Consider the following 24869-nt stretch of genomic DNA (forward strand, 5'->3'; position numbering starts at 1 on the left):
GGGGCGAGCCCGACAACGCGGCTGGGGGTCCCCCCTCTGGGGGAGTGCGTGCCAGGCGTCGCCAGGCAGGCGGGACTTTCGAAACACGCCCTAGGGTGTGTTTTCCTCCTGGCGCAGGGCTCGCTCCCCTTCGGGGCTGGGCTCCGGTGCCGGGGCGCGGCGGGGCTTCGAACGTGACACCGCCACCCCCGCCAGGCACAGGGCCCCGCCCGCCAGGGTGAGCGCCCCGGGCACCTCGTCCAGGAACAGCCAGGACATCAGCACGACCAGCGCGGGCACGGCGTAGGTCGTCGCGCCCATGCGCCCGGCGGTGGTCCGGGCCAGGGCGTACGCCCAGGTGGTGAAGGCGAGAGCGGTCGGCACGACCCCCAGGTAGACCATGTCGAGGGTGGCCGACAGCGGGGCGTCGGCCGCGTCGGAGACGAGCTGTCCGGCGAACGGCAGGCACCCCACCGCCCCGATCAGACACCCGAACGCCGTCACCTGCAGCGCACTCCCGTGCCCGAGCGCCGGCTTCTGCGCCACCACCCCGCCCGCGTACGCCACGGCGGCCAACAGGCACAGCACCACCCCGAGCAGCGAGGACCCGCCGCCGCCCGACATCGACAGGCCCACGACCACCGCCCCCGCGAACGAGACCGCCATCCCCGCCAGCAGCCTGCGCGGCAGCCCGTCCCCGAGCAGCCGCGCGCTCAGCAGGGCGATCAGCAGTGGCCCGATGTTCACCACCAGGGCCGCGGTACCGGCGTCCACCTGCTGCTCGCCCCAGTTCAGGGCGACCATGTAGAACCCGAACCACAGCACCCCCGACACCGCGATCCCGGGCCAGGCGGCTTGTGGCGGCCACCCCTCCCGCCGTATGACGCAGATGATCCCCAGCATCGCCGCGCCGGTCAGCAGCCGCCCGAGCGCCAGGGCGCCCGGATGGTACGCGTCCCCGGCGCTGCGGATGGCGACGAAGGCGGACGCCCAGGCCACGACGGTGAAGGCGGCGGCGCAGGCGGCGGGCACAGAGGTCCGGGGGCTGTTCATCATGCTCCAGAGACTAGGAAGGGGAGAGGGGCGGAGGCTCGCGGATTTCGGACGGGGTCCCGCCGGGGCCCTGAGTGAGAGTCGCCGCCTCGATGCCCAGCAGCTCGCCGAGCGCCCGTTCGCCCGCCGCCGTCACCCGCACCGCCCGCTCCGAGCCGATCCGTACGCACCACCGCGCGTCCAGGGCGTGCCGGCACAGGGCCGCCCCCGCGACGCCCGCGAGGTGCGGACGGCGTTCGGTCCAGTCGAGGCAGGCCCGGGCCAGCGGACGGCGGGTCGACCGGTCGAGCGGGATGCCGGCGTCCTCGAACCAGCCGAGGCCCCGGTCCGTCAGCGCGAACCCGGTGTCCTGGCGCAGCAGCCCGTGCGCGGTGAGCGCGTCGGTGACGGCGATGCCCAGGCGGCCCGCGAGATGGTCGTAACAGGTGCGGCCGCGGGCCATCGCGGAACCGGCGCTCGCGGCCCGCAGGGTGCGCGGACCGGCGGCCGGGCCGGGGGCGACCTGGGCGGCGAGATCCTCCACGAGCTGGGCGACCCGGGCGTCGGCGAGGCGGACGTACCGGTGTCGCCCCTGCCGTTCCTCGGCGAGGAGACCGCCCGCCACCAGCCTGCCGAGGTGCTCGCTCAGCGTCGATGCGGCCACGCCCGCGTGCCGGGCCAGCTCACCGGCGGTCCAGGCCCGTCCGTCGAGCAGCGCCAGCAGGCACGCGGCCCGCGTCTCGTCGGCCAGCAGCCCGGCCAGCGCGGCCAGCCCCGGCGTCCGTGCGTCCCTGGTGGTCATGGATCCCAGCATGCGCCCCGGACACTTCGGCGCCGGCCGAAAGGTGCCGGCTATCGCACCTGCGCGTACTGCTGTGCCAGTCCGTCCAGCAGGGCCGTGAGCCCCGTCTCGAACGCCCGCTCGTCGATCTTCTCCTGCCGCTCGGCGAGGAGGTGCGCCTGCCCGAGGTGGGGGTAGTCGGCGGGGTCGTAGGCGCCGGCGTCGTCGACGAAGCCGCCGGCGAACGAGCCGAGCGCGGAGCCCATGACGAAGTACCGCATCAGCGCGCCGATGGAGGTGGCCTGTGCGGGCGGCCAGCCCGCCGCGACCATCGCGCCGTAGACGGCGTCGGCGACGCGCAGTCCGGCCGGGCGGCGGCCGGGGCCCTGGGCGAGGACGGGCACGATGTTCGGGTGGTCGCGCAGGGCGGCCCGGTAGGAGACCGCCCAGTCGTGCAGCGCGGTCCGCCACTCCCGGCCGTCCTCGAACATCGACAGGTCGACCTGGGCGCTCACCGAGTCGGCGACGGCCTCCAGGATCTCGCCCTTCGTGCGGAAGTGGTTGTAGAGCGAGGGCCCGCTGACGCCCAGCTCGGCGGCGAGCCGGCGGGTGGAGAGGGCCGCCAGCCCCTCCGCGTCCACGAGCGTCCGTGCGGTCTCGACGATCCGGTCGGTGCTCAGCAGGGGCTTGCGCGGTCGGGCCATGGCGCACATAGTAGGGCTGCGCCGAAGAAACTAGCAGTGCTAATTTAAAGGTCCGGCTTTCAAGAGCTTGAAGGCGTGCGCGAGCCGTGAAGGGGTGAGGTCGTGGTGAATCTGGGGCTCGGCGAGGAGCAGGAGGCCGTCCGGCGGCTCGCCCGGGACTTCGTGGAACACGAGATCGCCCCGCACGTCGTCGCCTGGGACCGGGCCGAGGAGGTCGACCGCGGCATCGTGAAGAAGCTCGGCGAGGTCGGCTTCCTGGGGCTGACGATCGACGAGGAGTACGGCGGCTCGGGCGGCGACCATCTCGCGTACTGCCTGGTCACGGAGGAGCTGGGGCGCGGCGACTCGTCCGTGCGGGGGATCGTCTCCGTGTCGCTGGGGCTGGTCGCCAAGACGATCGCGGCCTGGGGCAGCGAGGAGCAGAAGCGGCGGTGGCTGCCCGGCCTCACCTCCGGGGCATACGTCGGCTGCTTCGGCCTCACCGAGCCCGGTACCGGCTCCGACGCGGGCAACCTCGCCACCCGCGCGGTCCGCGACGGCGACGACTACGTCCTCGACGGCACCAAGATGTTCATCACGAACGGCACCTGGGCCGACGTCGTCCTCCTCTTCGCCCGCTCCACGGACGCCCCCGGCCACAAGGGCGTCTCCGCCTTCCTGGTCCCCGCCGACACCCCGGGTCTCACCCGCCGCACCATCCACGGCAAGCTCGGTCTGCGCGGCCAGGCGACCGCCGAACTGGTCCTCGACGGCGTCCGGGTGCCCGCTTCTGCGCTGCTGGGGGAGGAAGGGAAGGGCTTCTCGGTCGCCATGTCCGCGCTGGCCAAGGGCCGGATGTCGGTCGCGGCGGGCTGTGTCGGCATAGCCCAGGCCGCACTGGACGCGGCGGTGCGGTACGCGGGGGAGCGGGAGCAGTTCGGCAAGCCCATCGCCCGCCACCAGCTCGTCCAGGAACTGATCAGCGACATCGCCGTCGACGTGGACGCGGCCCGGCTGCTGACCTGGCGGGTCGCCGATCTGATCGACCGCGGCCTGCCCTTCGCGGTGGAGTCCTCCAAGGCCAAGCTCTTCGCCTCCGAGGCCGCCGTCCGCGCCGCGAACAACGCCCTGCAGGTCTTCGGCGGCTACGGCTACATCGACGAGTACCCGGTGGGCAAGCTGCTGCGCGACGCCCGTGTGATGACCCTCTACGAGGGCACGAGCCAGATCCAGAAACTGGTCATCGGGCGCGCGCTGACGGGGGTTTCGGCGTTCTGAGAGCCGGGTCTGAGTACCCGTCTGAGTACCCCGACGGATGTGGCGGCGGTCTCGTCCGGCGATGCTTCTGCCCATGAGTGAGACTCCGGTCAAGCAGAACACCGCCGCCTTCCACGGCCAGGCGGTCGCGTCCTTCGCCGTGGCCATGGCGGCCACCGCCATCGGCATCTTCAAGCTGGACGCCGACGCCTGGGTGCGGGCCTTCCTCGGCATCGCCGTGCTCTACCTCGTCACGTCCGCCTTCACCCTGGCCAAGGTGATCAGGGACAAGCAGGACGCGGCCGCCCCCGTGTACCACCCGTTCGAGAAGCTCTGACGGCGGCTTCGGCCGAGGGTTTTCCCTGGCTGAGCGGCCACTCTAAGCGGCCGCTCAGCTTCGGCGGTATGGTGTAGCTCCTGTACCGAGAGGGGCGAGCGAGCGATGAGTACGGCTCAGGAGACGGCCGGCGGCGAGATCGAGCCGTGGGAAGAGGTCACCCCTGACGCGGCCCGGCGACTGCTCGTCGCCGCCGTGGAGGCCTTCGCCGAGCGCGGCTACCACGCGACGACCACCCGCGACATCGCCGGCCGGGCGGGCATGAGCCCCGCCGCTCTCTACATCCACTACAAGACCAAGGAAGAGCTGCTCCACCGCATCAGCCGGATCGGCCACGACCGTGCGCTGGACATCCTGCGCACGGCGGCGGCCGCCGACGGCAGTGCCACCGAGCGCCTCACGGAGGCCGTGAGCTCCTTCGTCCGCTGGCACGCCGGGCGGCGCACCACCGCGCGGGTCGTGCAGTACGAACTCGACGCCCTCGGCCCGGCCGCCCGCGCCGAGATCCTCGCGCTGCGCCGGCAGGTCGACGCGGAGGTGCGCGGGATCATCGAGGACGGCGTGGAGTCGGGCGAGTTCCAGGTCCTGGACGTGCGCGGCACCACCCTCGCCGTGCTCTCCCTGTGCATCGACGTGGCCCGCTGGTTCAACGTCGACGGCCCGCGCACACCGGAGGAGGTCGGCGCACTGTACGCCGACCTCGTGCTGCGGATGGTGGGCGCGTCGAAGTAGCGCCCACCGCGTGGTCAGAGGTAGTAGCGGGACACGGACTCCGCCACGCACACGGGCTTGTCCCCGCCCTCGCGCTCCACGCTGAAGGCGACGGCGACCTGGACGCCGCCGGTCACGTCCTCGACGCCGGTGATCGTCGCGGTCGCGCGCAGCCGGGAGCCGACCGGGACGGGGGAGGGGAAACGCACCTTGTTCGTCCCGTAGTTGACGCCCATCTTCACGCCCTCGACCTTGATCAGCTGGGGTCCGAAGAGCGGCAGCAGGGAGAGGGTCAGATACCCGTGCGCGATGGTCGTCCCGAACGGGCCCGACGCGGCGCGCTCCGGGTCGACATGGATCCACTGGTGGTCCCCGGTGGCCTCCGCGAACAGGTCGATCCGCTTCTGGTCGACCTCCAGCCAGTCCGTGTGTCCCAGCTGCTCGCCCACCGCCGACCTGAGTTCCTCGGCGGACGTGAAGATCCTCGGCTCTGCCATGTCTCTGTGGCCCTCTCGCGCGACGTCATGCTAAGCAACTGCTTAGCATGGTCGGGTGCGGGTTCCCTGTCAACGGAGCCGGGCAGGACACCAGGAGCGACTGGGTAGGGTTCGAGGGGTGCCCCAGATTCCCGAGACGATCCACGAGCTCACTGTCGGCCAGCTCGCCGCCCGCAGCGGCGCCGCCGTCTCCGCCCTGCACTTCTACGAGTCCAAGGGGCTGATCAGCAGCCGTCGCACCGCGGGCAACCAGCGCCGCTACCACCGCGACACGCTCCGCAGGGTCGCCTTCGTCCGGGCCGCCCAACGGGTCGGCATCCCCCTGGTGACGATCCGTGAGGCCCTGGCCGAACTCCCCGAGGAACGCACCCCGACCCGCGAGGACTGGGCCCGCCTCTCCGAGGCCTGGCGCGCCGAGCTGGACAAGCGCATCCAGCAGCTCAACCGCCTCCGCGACCACCTCACCGACTGCATCGGCTGCGGCTGCCTCTCCCTCGACACCTGCGTCCTGTCCAACCCGGACGACGTCTTCGGAGACCGGCTCACCGGTTCCCGGCTGCTGGTGGAACGGGGCAGGCGTACCTAGTGCCCCGGCAGGCAACGTTCGCCCCGTCGCGACGCCCGGCACGCACTCTCGCGCAAACGTTACCTCCCGGGGCACTAGGACGTGTGCCGCCCCGGCGGTCCGCGTTCACTCGTACTCCGTCCCGCCCTTCCGCGTCGGATACGCCCCGCTCACCGCCTTGGCGATGGCCCTCCCTCCGGTGACCCCGCTGTACCGCTCCGCCACGGGCCGGATCCACTCCCTCCCGCAGACACCGTCTCCCGCCCGGTCGCGATCCCCAGCACCCGCTCACTGCCGTACGGTCCCTCGAACAGCCTTGGCGCCGGCGGCAGTTCGCCGCCCAGCAGCTCCGCCGCGCCGTCGGCGGCCCCGCGTGTGCCGTTCGGACAGACCTGCGGCATGCCTCGATGGTGCCACCGGCGGAAACAGGGGGTGCGGCATCCCCGGCGCACCCCCGCCGAACGCGTGGGCCGTGCCCGCCGTGCTCTCAGTGGGGCATCGGTGAGAGGGACATCGGCGGGAGGGGTATCACGCCGACACCAGCAGCCGTCCGCGCCGCAGGTACGCCAGCGCCTCGGGGGTGAGCACGGGCCGCGGCACCAGGATCCCGCAGTCCGAGCAGACCGGACCCGCCGAAGGCTCGTGGTCCAGGTCGTACCGCCAGTGCAGCCGCTCGCCGCCGCAGACCGGGCAGGAACAGCCCGGTTCGCGCTCCAGCGCGCTGATCAGTCTGCGCAGTACCTCGGCCAGCGGCTCACGGGGGTGGACCCGCGGGTCGTCGCACCACGCCACGCCGAAGCCGCCCCAGGTCAGCCGGTGCCAGTCGTCGACACTGCCCGGCCTGCGCAGCCCGTCGTACTTCTCCTTCTTGCGCCGCTCGGCGAACTCGACCTCATAGGCCAGCCACACCGCGCGCGCCTCCTCCAGCTCGTCCAACGCGGCCACGAGCCGCGCAGGATCGGGGGAGCGGTCCTCGGGTCCGAACCCGGCCCGGGAGCAGAGATGGTCCCAGGTCGCCCTGTGCCCGTAGGGGGCGAACCGCTCAAGGCACTTGCGGAGCGAGTAACGCCGCAGTGCCAGATCGCACCGAGGATCTCGCACCTGTCTCGCCAGACTCCGGAAACCCGCCATCGCCTTGCACCTCCGTCACATCTGCACCTGTACTTCGGTCACTTCGGCGTCGTCGTACGGACGTCGTCGAATAGACGTATCGACATGCGATTCGGCTCCCTCCGATCTCCGGTGACCTCCACCTGCCGAAAACTTGACGCATGTTCATCTTCAATCCCGGGGATACCGCCGGTAACCTTCCGCCGATTCCCCCGCGTCGCTAGGAGCAGCCGATGCCACGGCGAACCCCCCGCTTCACTCTCGACAGACTGAGAACTCCCGGCAGATTCCCCGGGTTCCTGAAGACCGCATCCATATGCGCCCTCATTGCCGGTCTTTTGTCGCCCCTTGCCCAGACGACGGCCGCCGCGGCCGACGTCACGGCGGCGAACGACTACTGCGGCGGCCAGTGTTCCGACATCCTGCCGCCGGGCGAGAACGGCAACGCCACCCTCGCCCAGATCCTTCTCAACCAGGCCTTCGGCACCCAGCCCGACCACGCCGAGGACCAGCTCGGCCCCTACGCCAACCTGGCGAAGGGCTACTCGACCCTCACCAACGCCACGATCAACACGTTCTTCAACGACGCGTCGTTCGGTGTCGCCTCCGATCAAGTCGCCTCCACCCTGAGTCCCGCCGGCCGCACCGATGTGACGATCGTCCGCGACAAGAAGACGGGCGTTCCGCACATCACCGGTACCACCAGATACGGCACGGAGTTCGGTGCGGGATATGCCGCGGCCCAGGACCGGCTGTGGCTCATGGACGTGTTCCGCCACGTCGGCCGCGGCCAGCTGACGGCCTTCGCCGGCGGCGTGGCCTCCAACCAGGGTCTTGAGCAGCAGTTCTGGCGCAACGCTCCGTACACCGAGGCAGACCTCCAGGCCCAGATCGACAACGCCGTCGCGAACAACGGCACCCGGGGCCAGCAGGCCCTCGCCGACGCGAACGCCTATCTCGACGGCATCAACTCCTATATCGACGCCTCGGACAGCGGCCGCTACTTCCCCGGTGAATACGTCCTGACCGGCCACAAGGACTCAGTCACCAACGCGGGAACCATCGACCACTTCAAGATCACCGACCTGGTGGCGCTGGCCTCGGTCATCGGCGCCCTCTTCGGCTCCGGCGGCGGAGGCGAGGTCAACAACGCCGTCTCCCTGCTCGCCGCACAGGAGAAGTACGGCGTCACGGAAGGCACCAAGGTCTGGGAGGCGTTGCGCGAACGCAACGACCCCGAGGCCGTCCTCACCGTCCACAACGGTGAGAGCTTCCCGTACGCCGCCAAGCCCGACACCCCGCAGGGCGAGGCGCTGCCCGACGCCGGCACCGTCAGCACCGAGCCGCTGATCTACGACGCCACCGGCACCGGCGGCGACCAGAGCGCCTCCGCCACCGCCGCGGCGGCCACCGCGACCGCCCTCAGCTCGGCGAAGCGCGGCATGTCCAACGCCCTCGTCGTCAGCGGCAAGGCCACCGCCAGCGGCCACCCGATCGCCGTCTTCGGCCCGCAGACCGGCTACTTCGCCCCGCAGCTGCTCATGCTCCAGGAGATCCAGGGGCCGGGCATCAGCGCCCGCGGCGCGTCCTTCGCGGGCCTGAGCATGTACGTCGAACTGGGCCGCGGCCAGGACTACTCGTGGAGCGCCACGACCTCCGGCCAGGACATCATCGACAGCTACGCGGTCGAACTGTGCCAGGACGACTACCACTACCTGTTCCACGGCACCTGCACGGCCATGGACAAGGTCGAGCAGAAGAACTCCTGGAAGCCGACCACGGCCGACGGCACCGCCGCCGGTTCGTACACCATGCGGGTCTGGCGCACCAAGTACGGCCCTGTCGCGTACCGGGCGACCGTCGGCGGCAAGAAGGTCGCCTACACGACGTTGCGGTCGTCCTTCATGCACGAGGCCGACTCGATCATCGGCTTCCAGATGCTGAACGACCCGGACTACGTCAAGAGTCCGCAGACCTTCCAGAGCGCGGTGCAGCACATCAACTACACCTTCAACTGGTTCTACGCCGACTCCTCGCACACCGCGTACTACAACAGCGGTGACAACCCGGTGCGCGCGGCCGGCGTCGACGCCGAGTTCCCGGTGTGGGCGCAGGCGGCGTACGAGTGGAAGAACTGGGTGCCGGCCACCAACACGGCCGCCTACACCCCGGCCTCGGAGCACCCCAACTCCATCGACCAGGACTACTACATCTCCTGGAACAACAAACAGGCCCTCAACTACACCACGGCCTCCTGGGGCGACGGCTCGGTGCATCGCGGGAACCTGCTCGAGGACCGGGTGAAGAAGCTGGTCGCGGCCGGCGGAGTGACGCGCGCGTCACTGGTGAAGGCGATGGCGGACGCGGCGCTCGCGGACCTGCGTGCCGAGGACGTCCTGCCGGACCTGTTGCGGGTGATCAACAGCTCCACGGTCACCGACTCCACGGCCGCGGCCGCGGTGACCAAGCTGCAGACCTGGCTCACGGCCGGCGGCAAGCGCACGGAGACCTCGGCGGGATCGAAGGCGTACGCCAACGCCGACGCGATCCGCATCCTCGACGGCTGGTGGCCGCTGCTGGTCAAGGCCGAGTTCGAACCCGGTCTCGGCACCGACCTCTACACCGCCGTCACCGCCAACCTGCCGATCGACGAGTCTCCGTCGGCCGCCCACGGCCCGACCGGGTCGCACGCCGGAAGCTCCTTCCAGTACGGCTGGTGGAGCTATGTCGACAAGGACATCCGGTCCGTGCTCGGTGACTCGGTACAGGGCGCACTGCCCCAGAAGTACTGCGGCGACGGCACCGTGAGCGGCTGCCGCACCGTCCTCCTCGACACCCTGAAGACGGCGGCCGGCCTGACCGCGGCCCAGGTCTACCCGGGCGACGACCTGTGCTCGGCGGGCGACCAGTGGTGCGCCGACTCGATCGTCCAGCGCACCCTGGGCGGCATCAAGCACTACAACATCAGCTGGCAGAACCGCCCCACCTTCCAGCAGGTGGTCGAGTACACGTCCCATCGGTGAGTCGCACGGCGGCGGGCCGCGGGCCCTACGTGATGCGGCCCGCCGCCAGTACGACTCGCGCCAGTTCGGGGTGCACGATGTCACTGTGCGCCCCGGCCGGCGCCCCGCCGCGTCTGACCACCGCGGCCGCGTCGACGTTCACACACCCCGACGTCGGCAGCGGCCCGGACAGCGCCTCGGCGAGCACGCACGCACGTGTGCCCGGCACCGCCTGCACCCCGTCGTGCCCCATGGCACCCCATTTGGCGCCCAGCACCTCCCCGACGACCCCCTGAGCGTCGCCCGCCATCCGGGAGGCAAGCGGGTACATCGTGCCCAGCGCCTGGTCGAACCGCGAGTAACAGCACACCAGGGGACCGTCGATACGGTTCTGGTGTCCCTGGAGCACGCCTTGCGCGGCGAACGCGTAGTGCGAGAACGCCCCCTGGAGCAGCGTCACCGACTTCACCGCGCGCACCCCGTCGGGCAGCCCTCGCAGCGCGAACGCCACCAGCCGTCCGCCGAAGCTGTGGCCCACCAGATGCACCCGCACGGTCGGCACCGCCCGCGCCAGCCGCCCGATCAGCGGCCCGAGCCCCCGCTCGCCGACCGTCCCCGCGCGCCGCTTCATCGCGTAGTACGTCGCCTGCCGCAGCAGCTCCTTCGCCCCGTCCCACGGGTTGGGCAGCGCGAATCCCTCTGCCTCGACTGCGGACAGGGCCGCCGCGAACTCCTCACAGGCCGCCGCCGTCGGCCCGCTGAACATCTCCGGCTCGTCCTGCGGCACGCCCTCCGTCAGGGTGTCCGCGCCGAACAGCGCCTGGGGCCCGGGCGGCACCGCGTCCACCAGCTCCCGCACCAGCCGGCCGAACTCCTCCAGCTCGCTCTGCTCCGGTGGCCGCTGCTCCAGCAGCCGCGCGATCCGCTCGACGACCATGGCCCGGCCCGGGAACGTCTCCAGCAGCGCGTGCCGGGTCCCGCCGTCGAGCCCCGGGGCCGGGGGTACGGCGGTGGCGTGCGGGAAGTCGGGGATCGGTTCGTCGCAGAACCGCATCGACGGCCACACCACGCCCGCGTATCCGATCCTGGCCGTCGCCGGGGCGAGCCGGGGGATCGGCTGGAAGAAGCGGCTGTAGAGCAGGGTGGCGCCGGAGCGGTCGTTGTTCCAGCCGTGCGAGAAGACGATCAGATCGCGGATCCCGCTCTTCCTCGCCCCGGCCAGCAGCCGGTCCCGCTGTCCGGCGTCGACGTCGCCGTCCGCGTCGAAGGTCAGCTCCCAGTACGGTGCCACGCTCATCGTCGGCTGTGCCATGACAGGCTCCCGTCCCCCGAGACAGTGCGCGATGTGGGCGCATCGTCCTGCTAACCGGTGGATTTGGCCATACGTCACGGCGCACCGGAGGGCCCAGGCCCGGCCGACACCCCTTTCCCCGAACATACCGACCGGTTAGTCTGTCCCTCGAGCCGAGCCGAGCCGCGTCGAAGGAGACCGATGGTGGATGCCGTGCAGGATGCCGGAGTGGTCGTCACCGGGGCGGGAGGCGGGATCGGGGCAGCGCTGGCCCGCCGCTTCGCCGCCGCGGGAGCCCGGGTCGTCGTCAACGACCTGGATCCGGACCGCGCGCGGGCCGTCGCCGAGGAGATCGGCGGCATCGCGGTCCCCGGTGACGCGTCCGGCGTCGTCGACCGCGCCCGGGAGGCGCTCGGCGGCACCGTCGACGTCTACTGCGCCAACGCCGGCGTCGCCTCGGGCGGTTCCGAGGCGGCCGACGAGACGGTCTGGGCGCAGGCCTGGGACGTCAACGTCATGGCCCACGTCCGCGCGGCCCACGCCCTTCTCCCGGACTGGCTGGAGCGTGGCCGCGGCCGGTTCGTCTCCACCGTCTCCGCGGCCGGACTGCTCACCATGATCGGCGCGGCCCCCTACAGCGTCACCAAGCACGGCGCCTACGCCTTCGCGGAGTGGCTGTCCCTCACCTACCGCCACCGGGGGATCAAGGTCCACGCGATCTGCCCCCAGGGGGTGCGCACCGACATGCTGGACGCCACCGGCAGCGCGGGCGACCTGGTCCTGAAGCCGACCGCCATCGAGCCGGAGGACGTGGCGGACGCCCTGTTCAAGGGCATCGCCGAGGACCGTTTCCTGATCCTGCCGCACCCCGAGGTCGCCGGCTACTACCAGGTGCGCGCCACCGACCCCGACCGCTGGCTGACGAACATGAACCACCTCCAGCAGAAGTGGGAGGCCGCCGAATGACCACCCCCGACCGCACCGCCCTCGCCCGAATCTCCGACGGACGGCTCACCCACCGCGAGGAGACCGCCACGGCGTACCCCGGCCTGCGTCCCGGCGCCGACGCGGATGCCGATACGCTCACCGCCTAGGGCGTGTTTCGAAAGTCCCGCCTGCCTGGCGGCGTCTGGCACGCACGCTCGCCGCGTTGTCGGGCTCACCCCGATACATCCAGTATCGGGGCGACCCTCCGCCTTGCGATCGCACGCACCAGACGCCGCCAGGCCTGCCCTTCGGGCAGACGACGCTACTTTCGAAACACGCCCTAGTGCAAGGACAGACTGGCGGTCTGCAGGCAGCCGCGTCAGTCGGCAACGCATCGAGGAAGAAGGCAGGTGGCGGCAGTGCCCAGGACGACGGACGGCCAGGAGGCTCCTGTTCCGCAAAGGCTCCTCGCCGCCGCCACCCGGCTCTTCGCCGAGCAGGGTTACGACCGCACCTCGGTGCAGGAGATCGTCGAGGCGGCCGGCGTCACCAAGGGGGCGCTGTACCACTACTTCGGCTCCAAGGACGACCTGCTGCACGAGGTGTACGCGCGCGTGCTGCGCGTCCAGCAGGAGCGCCTCGACGCGTTCGCGGGCGCCGACGAGCCGATCGAGAAGCGGCTGCGGGGCGCGGCGGCGGACGTCGTCGTCACCACGATCGAGAACCTCGACGACGCGATGATCTTCTTCCGCTCGATGCACCATCTGAGCCCCGAGAAGAACAAGCAGGTCCGCGCCGAGCGCCGCCGCTACCACGAGCGCTTCCGCGCGCTCGTCGAGGAGGGCCAGGAGGCGGGCGTCTTCTCCACGGCGACCCCGGCCGACCTGGTGGTGGACTACCACTTCGGTTCCGTCCACCACCTGTCCACGTGGTACCGCCCGGACGGCCCGATGAGCCCGCAGCAGGTCGCCGACCACCTCGCCGACCTGCTGCTGCGGGCGCTCAGGCCCTGACGGCGGCTACAGGTACTTCTTCAGCTCCCGGCGGGCCAGGGAGCGCTGGTGCACCTCGTCCGGGCCGTCCGCGATCATCAGGGTGCGGGCGCCCGCGTACAGCTCCGCCAGCGGGAAGTCCTGGCTCACACCGCCCGCGCCGTGCAACTGGATGGCCCGGTCGATGATGTCGACGACCGCGCGGGGCGTGGAGATCTTGATGGCCTGGATCTCGGTGTGGGCGCCCCGGTTGCCGACGGTGTCCATCTTCCAGGCGGTCTTCAGGACCAGCAGCCGCAGCTGCTCCACCGTCACGCGCGCGTCCGCGATCCAGTTGTGCACGACGCCCTGCTGGGCCAGCGCCTTGCCGAAGGCGTCGCGCGAGACGGCCCGGCGGCACATCAGCTCGATCGCCCGCTCCGCCATGCCGATCAGCCGCATGCAGTGGTGGATGCGGCCGGGACCCAGGCGCGCCTGGGCGATGGCGAAGCCGCCGCCCTCCTCGCCGATCAGGTTGGACGCGGGCACCCGCGCGTGGTCGAAGACCACCTCGGCGTGCCCGCCGTGGTAGTGGTCCTCGTAGCCGAACACCTTCATCGCGCGCTTCACCGTGACGCCCGGGGTGTCGCGCGGCACCAGCACCATGGACTGCTGGCGGCGGATGTCCGTGCCGTCCGGGTCCGTCTTGCCCATCACGATGAAGATCTTGCAGTCCGGGTTCATCGCCCCGGAGATGTACCACTTGCGGCCCGTGACGACATAGTCGTCGCCGTCCCGCTCGATGAGCGTGGTGATGTTGGTGGCGTCCGAGGACGCCACCTCCGGCTCGGTCATCGCGAACGCCGAGCGGATCTCCCCCGCCAGCAGCGGCTCGAGCCACTGCTTCTTCTGCGTTTCGTCGCCGAACTGCGCGAGCACCTCCATGTTCCCGGTGTCCGGCGCCGCGCAGTTCAGCGCGGTCGGCGCCAGCTGCGGGGAGCGGCCGGTGATCTCGGCGAGCGGCGCGTACTGCAGGTTGGTGAGGCCGGCACCGTACTCGGCGTCCGGGAGGAAGAGGTTCCACAGGCCCTGCCTGCGCGCCTCGGCCTTCAGCTCCTCCACCACGGCCGGGGTCTCCCAGGGGGACGCCAGCGCGGCCCGCTGCTCCTCCGCCACCGCCTCGGCCGGGTACACGTGCTCGTCCATGAAGGCGAGCAGCCTGCCGCGCAGTTCCTCGGTGCGCGCGTCGAACGCGAAGTCCATGGCGGTCAGCCTTCCTGAAGAGTGGTCAGTCCGTGCCTGATGAAGACGGGGACGAGGTCGCCGATCCGGTCGAAGCCGCGCCCGACCGTCTGACCCAGCGTGTACCGGTAGTGGATGCCCTCGAGGATCACGGCGAGCTTGAACCAGGCGAACGCCGTGTACCAGGAGACGGCCGAGACGTCGCGGCCCGAACGGGCGGCGTACCGCTCGACGAGTTCGGCGGGCGACGGGTGTCCGGGGGCCGCGGCGGTCGTGGACACCGGCGAGTCCGGCACCTCCAGCGGCACGCTGTACATCACCAGCAGGCCCAGGTCGGTCAGCGGGTCGCCGAGCGTCGACATCTCCCAGTCGAGGATCGCCCGGATCGAGTCGTCGGGGCCGATCAGGACGTTGTCCAGCCGGTAGTCGCCGTGTACGACCGCGGGCGCGGGGGAGTCGGGCAGCTCCCGGCCGAGCGCCGCGTGCAGCTCGTCGATGCCGGCCAGGTCGCGGCTGCGGGAGGCGTCCAGCTGCTTGCCCCAGCGCCGCAGCTGACGGTCGAGGAAGCCCTCGGGACGCCCGAAGTCGGCGAGACCCACCTCGGCCGGGTCCACCGCCTGCAGCTCGACCAGTGTGTCCACCAGCGACAGCACCGCGCCCCGGGTGCGCTCCGCGCCGATCGGGGCCAGTTCGGCGGCCGTGCGGTACGGGGTGCCCTCGACGAACTCCATGACGTAGAAGGGCGACCCGAGCACGTCCTCGTCCTCGCACAGCAGCACCGCACGCGGCACCGGCACGCTCGTCGGGTGCAGCGCGCTGATCACCCGGTGCTCGCGCCGCATGTCGTGCGCGGTGGCCAGGACATGGCCGAGCGGAGGCCGCCGCACGACCCATCTGGCCGTGCCGTCCCCGATCTCGTACGTCAGGTTCGACCGTCCGCCCTCGATCAGCCGGCCGGTGAGGGGGCCGCTGACCAGTCCGGGACGCTCGCGCTCCAGCAGGGCGCGCAACCGGTCGAGGTCGAGTCCGGGCGGGTGGTCGGGGCTCATGAAGTCGCTCCTACGGACGGGTGAACGAAGACCTGTCCATCATGCCGACCGGTCGGTATGCCGTCCAGTGCTCGCACCCAACGTGATCGGGCCCACCCTAGGGCGGCTTCTCCCCGGGCAGAAGCGCGACGGGCCGTGGCGGGCGATTTCCGGTCGTGTCCCGGTTGCGTGGCGCGTCGGTACCCCGGAGGGTCGGTGCCATGAAGGCCATCAGCTACAACCGGTACGGCGGCCCGGACGTCCTCGGGTACGGCGAGGTGCGCGATCCGAAGGTCGGCCCGGACTCGGTGCTGGTCAAGGTCCGGGCGGCGGCCGTCAACCCGGTCGACTGGAAGGCCCGGGAGGGATACCTCGAACCGATCCTCGACGCCGTGTTCCCGGTGATCCCCGGCTGGGACGTCTCGGGGGTCGTCGTCCAGCCCGGGGCGGCCGTCGCCGAGTACGCGGTCGGCGACGAGGTCGTCGGCTACGTCCGCGAGGACTTCCTCTCCCGTGGCACCTTCGCCGAGTACGTCGCCGCCCCCGTGCGCACCCTCGCCCGCAAACCCCGCAACCTCACCTGGGAGCAGGCCGCCGGGCTGCCGCTGGTGGGCCTCACCGCCTACCAGGTGCTGACGAAGGCCCTGCTGGTCCGGCGAGGCGAGACGGTCCTCGTGCACGCGGCCGCGGGCGGCGTCGGCTCGATCGCCGTCCAGCTCGCCCGCCATGTCGGCGCCCGGGTGATCGGCACGGCGAGCGAGGCCAACCACGACTTCGTGCGGTCGCTGGGCGGCGAGCCGGTGACCTACGGCGACGGGCTCGCCGAGCGGGTGCGCGGGCTTGCCCCCGAGGGCGTGGACGCGGTCTTCGACACGGTCGGCGGAGGCGCGCTGAAGGTCTCCGCCCAGTTGCTGGCCCCGGAGGGCCGTCTGGTGTCGATCGCCGACGGGGACGTCGTCGGCTACGGCGGGCGCTACCACTTCGTACGGCCCGACAGCGAGGACCTCACCCGGCTGGGCGAACTGGCCGAACAGGGGGTGGTCTCCGTGCACGTCTCGGAGACGTTCCCCCTGGAGCGCGCGGCGGACGCGCACCGCCGCAGCCAGGAGGGCCGCACCCGCGGCAAGATCGTGGTGACGGTGGACTGGGACGACGAGGGGGAACAGGAGGGGGAGCAGGAGGGGGAGCAGGTCTAGACGACCAGCGCGGCCGCGCACACCGCCGTCGCCACCGCGCACAGGACCGCGGCGGTGGCGTACCGCGGGGTCAGCGCTCCCGGAACCGGCCCGGCGGCCAGCACCCGGATCCTGCGGTGGGCGAGCAGCAGGAAGGCCAGCCACAGCACCACACACAGCGCGCAGGCGACGATTCCGGCGGCCGACGCGCCGCCGTGCAGGGCGGTCTTCACCGCGAGCACCGCGGCGACGGTGCTCGACAGGGTGGTACGCCGCCAGGCGAGCCGGGTCCGCTCCGGCTGGAGCCCGGGGTCCCGGTCCGGCGCGCCGCTCATCCGGCGAAGCCGAGCAGTACGACGGCGACCATCGCCACCGCCACCAGCGCGACCACCACGCTCAGCAGGGCAGGGAAACGGGACGCCGGCAGGTCCTCGCCCCGGCGCATCGCCCGCTCGCAGCGGATCCAGTGGTTCACGGCCCGCAGCGAGCACAGCACACCCGCCGCGAGCAGCGCCAGCGCGAGCCCCACCCGCCAGCCCCAGCGCAGATCCGGCAGGAACTGATCCACCGCGAAGCCCCCGCCGATCAGCGCGAGCGCGGTGCGCAGCCAGGCCAGGAACGTGCGCTCGTTCGCCAGCGAGAACCGGTAGTCGGGAGTGTTCCCCTCCTCCCGCACCTGCTGGGGCGCGAACCACAACCGGACGTTTCGTACGAGGTCCCTCACCCGCAGGACCCTACCTGCCGCCGGCCGGGGCGCAGCACCGGTCTCAGCCCGCCCGGAATTCCCTGAGCCGCTCGTGGGCCGCGAGACCGTCCGGCACCCACTCCCACTCCGGCAGCCGCCGCTCGACCTCGTCGTCGGTCAGGAAGTCGTGCCAGGCCACCTCCTCCACCTGGGGGTCGACCGGCAGCTCGCAGCGGACCTCGTACACCGCCGACCACCAGCTCCGGCCGGCGCCGTCGTCGTAGAGGAACTTGAGGACGAACTCCGGGCGGGGGAGGCCGCTCACGCCCAGCTCCTCCTCGGCCTCGCGCAGGGCCGCGTCGTCGTAGGTCTCGCCCGCGCCGACCACTCCGCCCACGAACATGTCGTAGAGGGAGGGGAAGACCAGCTTGGTCGGGGTGCGGCGGTGGACGAAGATCCGGCCCTGGGCGTCACGGGCCCGGATGAAGACACAGCGGTGGCGCAACCCCTCGGCGTACGCCTGCCCGCGGGGGAGCTGCCCGATGACCCGGTCGTTCTCGTCGACGATGTCGAGGATTTCGTCAGCAGCGCTCATGGACCCATCCAAGCAGGCGCGCCCGGGGGCCACGGCTCACTGGGGCTGGAGGCTGGGGACCCGCTCCTGCGGTACGACGCCCCGGGGCATCGCCGGGTGCAGGCCGAGCAGGACGATGCCCGCCACGACCGCCGCGAGACCCGCCGCCTCCCAGGCCAGTGCCCCGGTGTCGGTGCGCAACCGGTCGCCGAGGAAGCCCACCCCGCAGATGATCCCGGCGAGCGGCTGGGCCGCGGTCAGCGCGGGCAGCGACATCCGCAGCGGCGCCGTCTCGAAGGCGCTCTGCACCAGCACCAGACCGGTCACGCCGAGGGCCAGCACGGCGTACGGCTGCCAGCCGGTCATCAGCTCGGCGAAGCCGCCCTCGGCGAAGCGCTGGCCGCTGACCCTGGTCAGGGCGTCCTGGACGCCGTAGAGCAGACCGGCGGCGAGGGCGAGCAGGACCGGGCCGGCGCTGAGCCGGGAGCGCTTGGCGTAGGTGGTCAGCAGCAGGGCCAGGCCGATCATCACGCCGATGATCAGCCAGTGGCGCAGCGGATCGGTGACCGCGCTGCCGCCGCGTGGCTCGCCCGCCACGATGAACGCCGTGACTCCGCCCGCGAGCAGCGCGAGGCCCGCCCAGCCCTGGCGGCCCAGCGGCTGCTTCGTCTGGTGGCGGGAGAGGGCGAGGGCGAAGAGCAGATTGGTCGCGAGCAGCGGTTCGACCAGGGAGACCTCGCCCTCGCCCAGCGCGATCGCGCCCAGCACCATGCCGGCCACCATCAGGCCGATACCGCCCAGCCAGCGGGGCACCCGGACGAGGTCGAGCAGCAGCCGGGGGGACAGGAAGTCGCCGAGCGGCGCCTTCTGGGCCGCGTTCTGCTGGAGCACGAACCCGAAGCCCAGACAGCAGGCCGCGCTCACGGCGAGAACCAGAACCAGAACCGACACGCTGCGTACCTCGATCATCCGGTCGGACCACGGACGGGGTGCGTAGTGGCCGACTGTAGCCTCCCGGCGCTCCGTGTGCCCTGGGAGTGCCCGGATTTCTGCTTCCGGGAGTACCCGGAACCGGGCCGTTGACTCGGTCGCGGCGCCCGGCGGACAGGGCCGGTGGCGGCGGACGACCGTACAGCCATGGTGTGGGCTGCGGCCGGGCCGCGCCATGGCGTACGCCACACTCGTCCCGCTCGCACCCCTTCAGGGGCTGCCCCACCAGCGGGACTCCCTTCTCAAGTTCCTTTTCCGAAAGGGTAGTTGACACCTGTCACATGCCCCCGGCCCTTGACGCGGGACCTGGCTAGGGATTTGCTGTGCGTGATCGGCCGATTGCGGGCCGATGCCAGAGCCGCCGCCGAGGAGGATGAGGAAGTCCCGCGGTGCCCCCACCCCCAAGCTCCGTCCGGCGCGGCGGCAGACGCCCGGCGGCAGCCCGCGTCCCCGACCCGGCCCTCGACGACGTCGAGCTCGCCGCCGCCCGGGCCGCGCTGTCCCAGGGCCGCTGGCAGGCCGCCCGCTCCCTGCTCGCCCACACGGGCGACGACTGGGACCGCCGAGCCCACCGCGTCACGGTCCTCGCCCTCGAACCGTACGCCGCCGCCTTCGCCCACGACTGGCTGCTCGCGGAACCCGGCTGCGCCGACGCCCGCGTCCTGCACGCCCTGGCCCAGGTCCGCCGGGTCCAGCGCGGCAAGGAGGATCCGGAGGTGGCCCGCGAGGAGTGCCGCACCGCCACGGAGCTGGCTCCCGCGGACCCCACCCCCTGGCTCGGACTCCTCATGCTGGACCCGGCCCCCGGGAGCGACGGCTCCGCGGAAGGCGTGCGGATCTTCGAGGAGGTCCGGGCCCGGCACCGCGACCACCACCACGCGCACCACCTGATGATCGCCCGGCTCGCCGAGCGCCGCGGCGACGCCGGTCCCGATCCACTCCACGAGGTGTACGACTTCGCCGCCTGGGCCGCCGAACAGGCACCCGCCGACTCCCCGCTCGCCATCCTCCCGGTGGTCGCGCACGCCGAGCGCTACCGCGTGCTGGCCCGCCACGGCTTCGCGCCCGCCGACCCGGCCGCCTCCGGGCACTGGCGGGACGGCCGGGCCCCGGACGTGCTGAAGGCGGCCTTCGACTGGTGGCTGGAGTGGGAGCACGACGGCCACCCCCGCCGGCTGGTCGACCTGAACTTCCTCGCCCACGCCAAGGTCTGCGAGGGCCGGGGCGCCGAGGCGGCCGCCCTCTTCCAGCGCATCGGCGAGCACATCACCCCCGAGCCCTGGTGCTATCCGGACCGCGACCCGAGCGCCGCCTTCCGCGCTGCCCGCGCCGGCGCCCTGGGCCTGAGAGCCGGGTAAGAAGTCAGGCCGGAAGTCCGGCGGTCACCGGGAAACGTGGCCGCGTCCGGCCCCCGGGTGTTCGAATGGACACGTGAACCCCGAACCACCCGAGGAACGCGGCACCGCCGGCCCGCCCGACGAACGCGGCACCCCCGTCGGCCGCCGTGTCTTCCTCGGCACCCTCGCTCTCGGTGCCCTGGGGGTCGTCGCCGCGCCCCCGCTCCAGCGCGGCCTGGAGGCCTTCCTCGGCGACGCCGCCGACAAGGACCCCACCGGCCTCACGGGACTGCTCCCGAACGGCGGCGGTTTCCGCTACTACTCCGTGGCCTCGTCCGTCCCGCACAAGAACGCCACGGACTACCGCCTCACCGTCGACGGCCTGGTCGACAAGCCGGCCACCTACACCCTGGACCAGCTCAGAGCCATGCCCCAGACCCGCATGGTCAAGGACGTCCAGTGCGTCACCGGCTGGCGGGTCCCGGACACCCCCTTCGAGGGCGTACGGCTCTCCGTCCTCCTCGACGCGGCCGGTGTCCGGGCCAAGGCCGGCGCGATCCGCTTCACCTGCTTCGACGGCACCTACACCGAGAGCCTCACCCTGGCCCAGGCCCGCCGCGCCGACGTCCTGGTCGCCCTGCGCATGCAGGACAAGGACATCGGCCACGACCACGGCGGCCCGGTCCGCCTCTACGTGGCGCCCATGTACTTCTACAAGTCGGCGAAGTGGCTCTCCGGGATCACGGTCACGGAGGACGTGAAGCCCGGCTACTGGGAGGACCGCGGCTACGACGTCGACGCCTGGGTCGGCAAGTCGAACGGGCGGGACGATGATCCTACGAGCTGAGGTGCCGCCCGCGACCGCGATCCCCCGCTTCACCCGGGCCGAACGCTGGGTGCACCGCACCACCGCCCTGCTGATGGGCCTCTGCGTGGTGACGGCCTCCTTCCTGTACGTCCCCGAGTTCGCGCAGCTCGTCGGCCGCCGCGAACTGGTGGTCCGCGTCCACGAGATCGCCGGGGTGCTCCTGCCCCTGCCCGTCCTGGCGGGGCTGGCCTCCCGCGCGTTCCGCGCCGACCTCGGCCACCTCAACCGCTTCGGTCCGCACGACCGCCGCTGGCTGCGGGCCGCCCTGCGCCGGGACAAGCGGCGCTCCTCGCGCCCGGCGGCCAAGTTCAACGCGGGGCAGAAGGTCTACGCGGCCTGGATCGCCGGGGCGACGCTGGTGATGCTGGGCACCGGACTGCTGATGTGGTTCACCCATCTCACCCCGATCATGTGGCGGACCAGCGCGACCTTCGTCCACGACTGGCTGGCCCTGACCATCGGCGTCGTCCTCGCCGGCCACATCGGGATGGCCCTCGGCGACCCGGAGGCACGGCGCGGCATGCGCACCGGCACCGTGAGCCGGGAGTGGGCGGAGCGGGAGCACCCGCTCTGGCGCCGCCCCGACTGACGGCGTCCGCCGCCGGCGTCTCGTCGGGGGTCACCGGAGGCGGGCGTCGGGAAGCCCGGCGAGCGCCTGTGCGGCCCGCTCGCCGATCTCCTCCGGCGAGCCGGACACGTCGACGACGACGCCCGCCTCGTCGGGCCCGAGCGGCTGCAGCGTGGCGAACTGGGAGTCCAGCAGCGCGGTCGGCATGAAGTGCCCCTGCCGGTGCGCCATCCGGTCCTCGACCAGCGCACGGTCGCCCGAGAGATGCACGAACACGAGTCCCGGAGCCGCCGCCCGCAGCCGGTCCCGGTACGCCCGCTTCAGCGCCGAGCAGCTGACCACCCCGCCCAGCCCGGCCCGCTCGTGCGCCCAGGCGCCGATGGCGTCCAGCCACGGCCATCGGTCCGCGTCCTCGAGCGGGGTGCCGGACGACATCCTGTCGATGTTGGCCTGCGGGTGGAAGTCGTCGCCCTCGGCGTACGGGACGCCCAGGCGGGCGGCGAGCAGGGTGCCGATCGTGGTCTTGCCCGTGCCGGCGACGCCCATCACCGCGACGACGTGGGGGATGCGCATCTCTGCCTCGCTGTCTTCTCGGACGCCCTCACGGACGACATCTGATGCCGACGACACTGAAACCGATTAGGTACGACGAATTCAAGAGGCTGTGACAAATAAGTCTGACTTTTGAGCTGGGTGATCTCCACCCGGTGATCCACGCCGTACGCTGAGCGCATGACCACTCCGGGCCGGGGTCTGCACGGCCGTGTACTGGACACCCTCGGCCCCGCGATCACCGCGGGGGAGTACCCGCCGGGCAGCGTGCTGCGCACCGACCAACTGGCCCAGCGCTTCGACGTCTCCCGCTCGGTGATGCGCGAGGCGGTCCGGGTCCTGGAGTCCATGCACCTGGTCGAGTCCCGCCGCCGGGTGGGCGTCACGGTCCGGCCCAAGGCCGAGTGGAACGTCTACGACCCCCAGGTCATCCGCTGGCGGCTGGCCGGCGCCGACCGCCCCCACCAGCTGCGCTCGCTCACCGTCCTGCGCTCGGCGATCGAACCCGTCGCGGCGGGCCTTACGGCGAGGAACGCCACCGCCGAACAGTGCGCCGAACTCACCGAGTGCGCCCTCGGCATGGTCGCCAACTCACGAGGCCACGAACTGGAGGGCTACCTCTTCCACGACATCGCCTTCCACCGGGTGATCCTCACGGCCTCCGGCAACGAGATGTTCGCCCGCCTCGGCGACGTCGTGGCCGAGGTCCTGACGGGCCGGACCCGGCACGAGGTCATGTTCGAGGACCCCGACCCGGCCGCCGTCACCCTCCACGTCCAGGTCGCGGAAGCCGTCCGGGCCCGCGACACGGCCCGCGCCGAACGACTGACCCGCGAGATCACCGCCGGCGCACTCCAGGAACTCGACGTCCTCGCGCCCTGAATCACCCCTCGGGGAACTCCCCGTCCACGTACACCCACGCCCCGTCCACCCGCTCGAAGCGGCTGACCTCGTGCAGCGCGCCGCCCCGGAAGGACGCCCGGAACTCCACGGTCCCCGTGGTGTGGAACGCGCTGCCGTCCTTCGTCGCGAGGATCTCCAGGCCCGTCCACCGCGTCCCCTGATCGAGGCCGAGCCGCGCCGGCCGGGTCCGCGGGTGCCAGGTGCGCGTCAGGTACGCCGCGTCGCCCTTCACGAAGGCGGCGTAGCGCGAGCGCATCAGGGCCTCGGCGGTCGGGGCGGCGGCGGGGCCACGGTGATAGCGGCCGCAGCAGGCGTCGTACGCCCGAGGCAGCCCGCACGGGCAGGTACCGGTGGTCATACGGGGCATTCTCCTCGAGCGTGCGTGCAGGCGGCGCCAGGCGGCCGGGACTTTCGAAACACGCCCTACGCCGTCGCCCGTGTCTCGGGCAGAGGCAGCGGCGGCAGCGCCGCTCCGTGCACCCAGGCCTCGAACAGGTCGTCCAGCGGCTCGGATGTGAAGCGCGCGGCATGGGCCGTGAACATGGCCGTCGTCACCGCGCCGCCCCGGTGCAGACCGAGCCAGCCGCGCAGCATCCGGAAGAACGCGTCGTCACCGAGGGCACACCGCACCGCGTGCACGGTGAGCCCGCCGCGCTCGTAGAGCCGGTCGTCGAACATCGACTTGCGGCCGGGGTCGGCCAGCCGGAGGTCCTGCGGCAGGGAGGCGAGCAACCGGTGTGCGGTGGCGGCGAGTTGCTGGGCGCTGCGGCCACCCGACCGCTCCGACCACAGCCACTCCGCGTACTTCGCGAAGCCCTCGTTGAGCCAGATGTGCCGCCAGTCGGCGATGGAGACGCTGTTGCCGAACCACTGGTGCGCCAGCTCGTGCGCCACCAGCCGCTCCGAACCCCGCGCCCCGTCCACATGGTTGGCGCCGAACAGCGACAACCCCTGGGCCTCGACGGGGACATCGAGTTCCTCTTCGGTGACGACCACCGCGTACTCGTCGAACGGATAAGGCCCGAAAAGCCGTTGGAACAGGTCCATCATCCCGGGCTGGCGCGCGAAGTCCCGGGAGAACTGCGGGAGCAGCTGCGCCGGTATGTGCCCGTGCATCGGCACCCCGCCGAGCCCCGGGTCGCCCAGCAGCACCGTCTGGTACTTGCCGATCGACAGCCCCACCAGATAGCTCGACGTCGGCGCCGACTGCTCGTACACCCAGGTCGTCGTGGACGCCTTCGTGGTCCGGGTCAGCAGCCGGCCACCGGCCACCACCGCGTACGCGGACGGCGTCGTGACCGAGATCAGATACGACGCCTTGTCCGCCGGACGGTCGTTGCACGGGTACCACGAGGGCGACCCGACCGGCTGGCTCGCCACCAGCGCGCCGTCCGTCAGCTCCTCCCAGCCGATCCCGCCCCACGGGCTCGACACCGGCTTCGGGTTGCCCGACCACTGCACCTCCACCGTGAAGGCGGCCCCCGGGCGCAGCGGCTTCGCGGGGCGCACCCGCAGCTTGCCGCCCCGGTGCGTGTAGTGCGGCTGCCGCCCGTCCACCCGGACCCGGCCGAGCTTGAAGTCCGCCAGGTTCAGCTGGAATTCGGGGAGCTGCGCCCGGCCCGCGATCGCGTTGATCCGGGCCGTGCCGGACAGCCGGTTCGGGCCGGGCCGGTAGTCCAGCGTGAGTTCGTAGCGATGCACCCGGTAACGGGGATCGCCGTTGCCCGGGAAATACGGGTCCGGACCCACTGTCTGCTGCACTGCCACTTCCGCGTCCGCTCCCTGCGCCATACCAAGAGAACCA

At 72.0% G+C, this 24869-nt stretch carries 28 protein-coding genes and 1 pseudogene; 13 read left to right on the forward strand and 16 right to left on the reverse strand.

Features of this window, described 5'->3' with window-relative positions:
• Positions 1-90: 90 nt before the first annotated feature.
• From ABT057_RS14470 to ABT057_RS14480, 3 genes are read right to left on the reverse strand one after another with little or no spacing between them, the layout of a single operon-like run.
• Positions 91-1032 carry a DMT family transporter gene (locus tag ABT057_RS14470; RefSeq protein ID WP_352343439.1) on the reverse strand — a complete coding sequence of 314 codons (942 nt, stop codon included), beginning with the start codon at positions 1030-1032 and terminating at the stop codon, positions 91-93.
• Between the two features lie 13 nt (positions 1033-1045).
• Positions 1046-1813 carry an ArsR/SmtB family transcription factor gene (locus ABT057_RS14475; RefSeq protein ID WP_352343179.1) on the reverse strand — a complete coding sequence of 256 codons (768 nt, stop codon included), beginning with the start codon at positions 1811-1813 and terminating at the stop codon, positions 1046-1048.
• Positions 1814-1863: 50 nt separating this feature from the next.
• On the reverse strand, positions 1864-2496 hold the full coding sequence (locus ABT057_RS14480) for a TetR/AcrR family transcriptional regulator (protein ID WP_352343181.1): 633 nt from the start codon (positions 2494-2496) through the stop codon (positions 1864-1866).
• Between the two features lie 105 nt (positions 2497-2601).
• Between ABT057_RS14480 and ABT057_RS14485 the strand changes: the two genes are divergently transcribed.
• From ABT057_RS14485 to ABT057_RS14495, 3 genes are all read left to right on the forward strand, one after another.
• Positions 2602-3753, forward strand: a complete 1152-nt coding sequence (locus ABT057_RS14485; protein ID WP_352343440.1) for an acyl-CoA dehydrogenase family protein — start codon at positions 2602-2604, stop codon at positions 3751-3753.
• Between the two features lie 73 nt (positions 3754-3826).
• Entirely contained in the window at positions 3827-4069 is a 243-nt protein-coding gene (locus tag ABT057_RS14490; protein ID WP_352343182.1) for a YiaA/YiaB family inner membrane protein, read from the forward strand.
• 105 nt (positions 4070-4174) lie between these two features.
• Positions 4175-4801, forward strand: a complete 627-nt coding sequence (locus ABT057_RS14495; protein ID WP_352343184.1) for a TetR/AcrR family transcriptional regulator — start codon at positions 4175-4177, stop codon at positions 4799-4801.
• Between the two features lie 14 nt (positions 4802-4815).
• On the opposite strand, the gene ABT057_RS14500 is transcribed toward ABT057_RS14495, so the two are convergent.
• Positions 4816-5277: a MaoC family dehydratase gene (locus ABT057_RS14500; RefSeq protein ID WP_352343186.1), complete on the reverse strand. Its 462-nt coding sequence runs from the start codon at positions 5275-5277 to the stop codon at positions 4816-4818.
• A 118-nt stretch (positions 5278-5395) separates the two neighbouring features.
• On the opposite strand from ABT057_RS14500, the gene soxR reads away from it, so the two are divergent.
• Entirely contained in the window at positions 5396-5863 is a 468-nt protein-coding gene (gene soxR, locus ABT057_RS14505) for a redox-sensitive transcriptional activator SoxR (protein ID WP_352343188.1), read from the forward strand.
• Positions 5864-5968: 105 nt separating this feature from the next.
• Here soxR and ABT057_RS14510 read toward each other — a convergent pair.
• Positions 5969-6195, reverse strand: a pseudogene (locus ABT057_RS14510) (RNA ligase (ATP)); the annotation flags it as partial.
• Positions 6196-6370: 175 nt separating this feature from the next.
• Positions 6371-6973 carry a hypothetical protein gene (locus ABT057_RS14515; protein ID WP_352343190.1) on the reverse strand — a complete coding sequence of 201 codons (603 nt, stop codon included), beginning with the start codon at positions 6971-6973 and terminating at the stop codon, positions 6371-6373.
• 212 nt (positions 6974-7185) lie between these two features.
• On the opposite strand from ABT057_RS14515, the gene ABT057_RS14520 reads away from it, so the two are divergent.
• Complete coding sequence (locus ABT057_RS14520) at positions 7186-9975, forward strand: penicillin acylase family protein (protein ID WP_352343192.1); 2790 nt, start codon at positions 7186-7188, stop codon at positions 9973-9975.
• Between the two features lie 25 nt (positions 9976-10000).
• On the opposite strand, the gene ABT057_RS14525 is transcribed toward ABT057_RS14520, so the two are convergent.
• A complete protein-coding gene (locus ABT057_RS14525) occupies positions 10001-11266 on the reverse strand; it encodes an alpha/beta hydrolase family protein (RefSeq protein WP_352343193.1) in 1266 nt (421 codons plus the stop codon).
• Between the two features lie 180 nt (positions 11267-11446).
• Here ABT057_RS14525 and ABT057_RS14530 point away from each other — a divergent pair, with 180 nt between their 5' ends.
• The 3 genes from ABT057_RS14530 to ABT057_RS14540 all read left to right on the forward strand — a co-directional run bounded on the left by ABT057_RS14530 (position 11447) and on the right by ABT057_RS14540 (position 13185).
• Complete coding sequence (locus ABT057_RS14530; protein WP_352343194.1) at positions 11447-12211, forward strand: SDR family oxidoreductase; 765 nt, start codon at positions 11447-11449, stop codon at positions 12209-12211.
• Entirely contained in the window at positions 12208-12339 is a 132-nt protein-coding gene (locus ABT057_RS14535) for a hypothetical protein (protein WP_352343195.1), read from the forward strand. The genes ABT057_RS14530 and ABT057_RS14535 overlap by 4 nt, the downstream gene beginning before the upstream one ends.
• Positions 12340-12591: 252 nt before the next feature.
• Positions 12592-13185: a TetR/AcrR family transcriptional regulator gene (locus ABT057_RS14540; RefSeq protein ID WP_352343197.1), complete on the forward strand. Its 594-nt coding sequence runs from the start codon at positions 12592-12594 to the stop codon at positions 13183-13185.
• A 6-nt stretch (positions 13186-13191) separates the two neighbouring features.
• Here the strand turns inward: ABT057_RS14540 and ABT057_RS14545 are convergent, their stop codons facing one another.
• Positions 13192-14406, reverse strand: a complete 1215-nt coding sequence (locus ABT057_RS14545) for an acyl-CoA dehydrogenase family protein (RefSeq protein ID WP_352343199.1) — start codon at positions 14404-14406, stop codon at positions 13192-13194.
• 5 nt (positions 14407-14411) lie between these two features.
• Positions 14412-15434, reverse strand: coding sequence for a phosphotransferase family protein (locus ABT057_RS14550; protein WP_352343200.1), 1023 nt, complete (start codon positions 15432-15434; stop codon positions 14412-14414).
• A gap of 200 nt (positions 15435-15634) precedes the next feature.
• Between ABT057_RS14550 and ABT057_RS14555 the strand changes: the two genes are divergently transcribed.
• Positions 15635-16609 carry an NADP-dependent oxidoreductase gene (locus tag ABT057_RS14555; RefSeq protein WP_352343201.1) on the forward strand — a complete coding sequence of 325 codons (975 nt, stop codon included), beginning with the start codon at positions 15635-15637 and terminating at the stop codon, positions 16607-16609.
• Here ABT057_RS14555 and ABT057_RS14560 read toward each other — a convergent pair.
• From ABT057_RS14560 to ABT057_RS14575, 4 genes are read right to left on the reverse strand one after another with little or no spacing between them, the layout of a single operon-like run.
• A complete protein-coding gene (locus tag ABT057_RS14560) occupies positions 16606-16923 on the reverse strand; it encodes a DUF202 domain-containing protein (protein ID WP_352343202.1) in 318 nt (105 codons plus the stop codon). The two genes, ABT057_RS14555 and ABT057_RS14560, sit on opposite strands and share 4 nt — an antisense overlap.
• Positions 16920-17312 carry a YidH family protein gene (locus ABT057_RS14565; RefSeq protein WP_352343204.1) on the reverse strand — a complete coding sequence of 131 codons (393 nt, stop codon included), beginning with the start codon at positions 17310-17312 and terminating at the stop codon, positions 16920-16922. Before ABT057_RS14565 ends, ABT057_RS14560 begins: the two co-directional genes overlap by 4 nt.
• Positions 17313-17355: 43 nt before the next feature.
• Positions 17356-17868: an NUDIX hydrolase gene (locus ABT057_RS14570; protein WP_352343205.1), complete on the reverse strand. Its 513-nt coding sequence runs from the start codon at positions 17866-17868 to the stop codon at positions 17356-17358.
• Between the two features lie 36 nt (positions 17869-17904).
• Positions 17905-18798 carry a DMT family transporter gene (locus ABT057_RS14575; protein WP_352343206.1) on the reverse strand — a complete coding sequence of 298 codons (894 nt, stop codon included), beginning with the start codon at positions 18796-18798 and terminating at the stop codon, positions 17905-17907.
• A 428-nt stretch (positions 18799-19226) separates the two neighbouring features.
• Between ABT057_RS14575 and ABT057_RS14580 the strand changes: the two genes are divergently transcribed.
• The 3 genes from ABT057_RS14580 (at position 19227) to ABT057_RS14590 (ending at position 21631) form a co-directional block, all read left to right on the forward strand.
• Entirely contained in the window at positions 19227-20195 is a 969-nt protein-coding gene (locus tag ABT057_RS14580; RefSeq protein ID WP_352343208.1) for a hypothetical protein, read from the forward strand.
• A gap of 73 nt (positions 20196-20268) precedes the next feature.
• Positions 20269-21021 carry a molybdopterin-dependent oxidoreductase gene (locus tag ABT057_RS14585; protein WP_352343210.1) on the forward strand — a complete coding sequence of 251 codons (753 nt, stop codon included), beginning with the start codon at positions 20269-20271 and terminating at the stop codon, positions 21019-21021.
• Positions 21005-21631, forward strand: coding sequence for a cytochrome b/b6 domain-containing protein (locus ABT057_RS14590; RefSeq protein WP_352343212.1), 627 nt, complete (start codon positions 21005-21007; stop codon positions 21629-21631). Before ABT057_RS14585 ends, ABT057_RS14590 begins: the two co-directional genes overlap by 17 nt.
• A gap of 30 nt (positions 21632-21661) precedes the next feature.
• Here the strand turns inward: ABT057_RS14590 and ABT057_RS14595 are convergent, their stop codons facing one another.
• A complete protein-coding gene (locus ABT057_RS14595) occupies positions 21662-22183 on the reverse strand; it encodes a gluconokinase (protein WP_352343213.1) in 522 nt (173 codons plus the stop codon).
• Between the two features lie 159 nt (positions 22184-22342).
• Here ABT057_RS14595 and ABT057_RS14600 point away from each other — a divergent pair, with 159 nt between their 5' ends.
• On the forward strand, positions 22343-23044 hold the full coding sequence (locus tag ABT057_RS14600; protein WP_352343214.1) for a FadR/GntR family transcriptional regulator: 702 nt from the start codon (positions 22343-22345) through the stop codon (positions 23042-23044).
• Between the two features lies 1 nt (position 23045).
• On the opposite strand, the gene ABT057_RS14605 is transcribed toward ABT057_RS14600, so the two are convergent.
• Complete coding sequence (locus ABT057_RS14605) at positions 23046-23423, reverse strand: YchJ family protein (protein WP_352343215.1); 378 nt, start codon at positions 23421-23423, stop codon at positions 23046-23048.
• A gap of 65 nt (positions 23424-23488) precedes the next feature.
• Positions 23489-24832 (reverse strand): M1 family metallopeptidase, encoded by a 1344-nt coding sequence (locus ABT057_RS14610; protein WP_352343216.1) that lies wholly within the window; start codon positions 24830-24832, stop codon positions 23489-23491.
• Between the last annotated feature and the right edge of the window lie 37 nt (positions 24833-24869).

It is taken from the genome of Streptomyces sp. NPDC002588 (assembly GCF_040295925.1).
Classification (GTDB): Bacteria; Actinomycetota; Actinomycetes; order Streptomycetales; family Streptomycetaceae; genus Streptomyces.

Coding starts and splice junctions, on each gene's coding strand:
- ABT057_RS14470 (WP_352343439.1), bottom strand. CDS start 1,032: ATGAACAGCCCCCGGACCTCTGTGCCCGCCGCCTGCGCCGCCGCCTTC.
- ABT057_RS14475 (WP_352343179.1), bottom strand. CDS start 1,813: ATGACCACCAGGGACGCACGGACGCCGGGGCTGGCCGCGCTGGCCGGG.
- ABT057_RS14480 (WP_352343181.1), bottom strand. CDS start 2,496: ATGGCCCGACCGCGCAAGCCCCTGCTGAGCACCGACCGGATCGTCGAG.
- ABT057_RS14490 (WP_352343182.1), top strand. CDS start 3,827: ATGAGTGAGACTCCGGTCAAGCAGAACACCGCCGCCTTCCACGGCCAG.
- ABT057_RS14495 (WP_352343184.1), top strand. CDS start 4,175: ATGAGTACGGCTCAGGAGACGGCCGGCGGCGAGATCGAGCCGTGGGAA.
- ABT057_RS14500 (WP_352343186.1), bottom strand. CDS start 5,277: ATGGCAGAGCCGAGGATCTTCACGTCCGCCGAGGAACTCAGGTCGGCG.
- ABT057_RS14515 (WP_352343190.1), bottom strand. CDS start 6,973: ATGGCGGGTTTCCGGAGTCTGGCGAGACAGGTGCGAGATCCTCGGTGC.
- ABT057_RS14520 (WP_352343192.1), top strand. CDS start 7,186: ATGCCACGGCGAACCCCCCGCTTCACTCTCGACAGACTGAGAACTCCC.
- ABT057_RS14525 (WP_352343193.1), bottom strand. CDS start 11,266: ATGGCACAGCCGACGATGAGCGTGGCACCGTACTGGGAGCTGACCTTC.
- ABT057_RS14530 (WP_352343194.1), top strand. CDS start 11,447: ATGGTGGATGCCGTGCAGGATGCCGGAGTGGTCGTCACCGGGGCGGGA.
- ABT057_RS14535 (WP_352343195.1), top strand. CDS start 12,208: ATGACCACCCCCGACCGCACCGCCCTCGCCCGAATCTCCGACGGACGG.
- ABT057_RS14545 (WP_352343199.1), bottom strand. CDS start 14,406: ATGGACTTCGCGTTCGACGCGCGCACCGAGGAACTGCGCGGCAGGCTG.
- ABT057_RS14550 (WP_352343200.1), bottom strand. CDS start 15,434: ATGAGCCCCGACCACCCGCCCGGACTCGACCTCGACCGGTTGCGCGCC.
- ABT057_RS14555 (WP_352343201.1), top strand. CDS start 15,635: ATGAAGGCCATCAGCTACAACCGGTACGGCGGCCCGGACGTCCTCGGG.
- ABT057_RS14560 (WP_352343202.1), bottom strand. CDS start 16,923: ATGAGCGGCGCGCCGGACCGGGACCCCGGGCTCCAGCCGGAGCGGACC.
- ABT057_RS14570 (WP_352343205.1), bottom strand. CDS start 17,868: ATGAGCGCTGCTGACGAAATCCTCGACATCGTCGACGAGAACGACCGG.
- ABT057_RS14590 (WP_352343212.1), top strand. CDS start 21,005: ATGATCCTACGAGCTGAGGTGCCGCCCGCGACCGCGATCCCCCGCTTC.
- ABT057_RS14595 (WP_352343213.1), bottom strand. CDS start 22,183: ATGCGCATCCCCCACGTCGTCGCGGTGATGGGCGTCGCCGGCACGGGC.
- ABT057_RS14600 (WP_352343214.1), top strand. CDS start 22,343: ATGACCACTCCGGGCCGGGGTCTGCACGGCCGTGTACTGGACACCCTC.
- ABT057_RS14605 (WP_352343215.1), bottom strand. CDS start 23,423: ATGACCACCGGTACCTGCCCGTGCGGGCTGCCTCGGGCGTACGACGCC.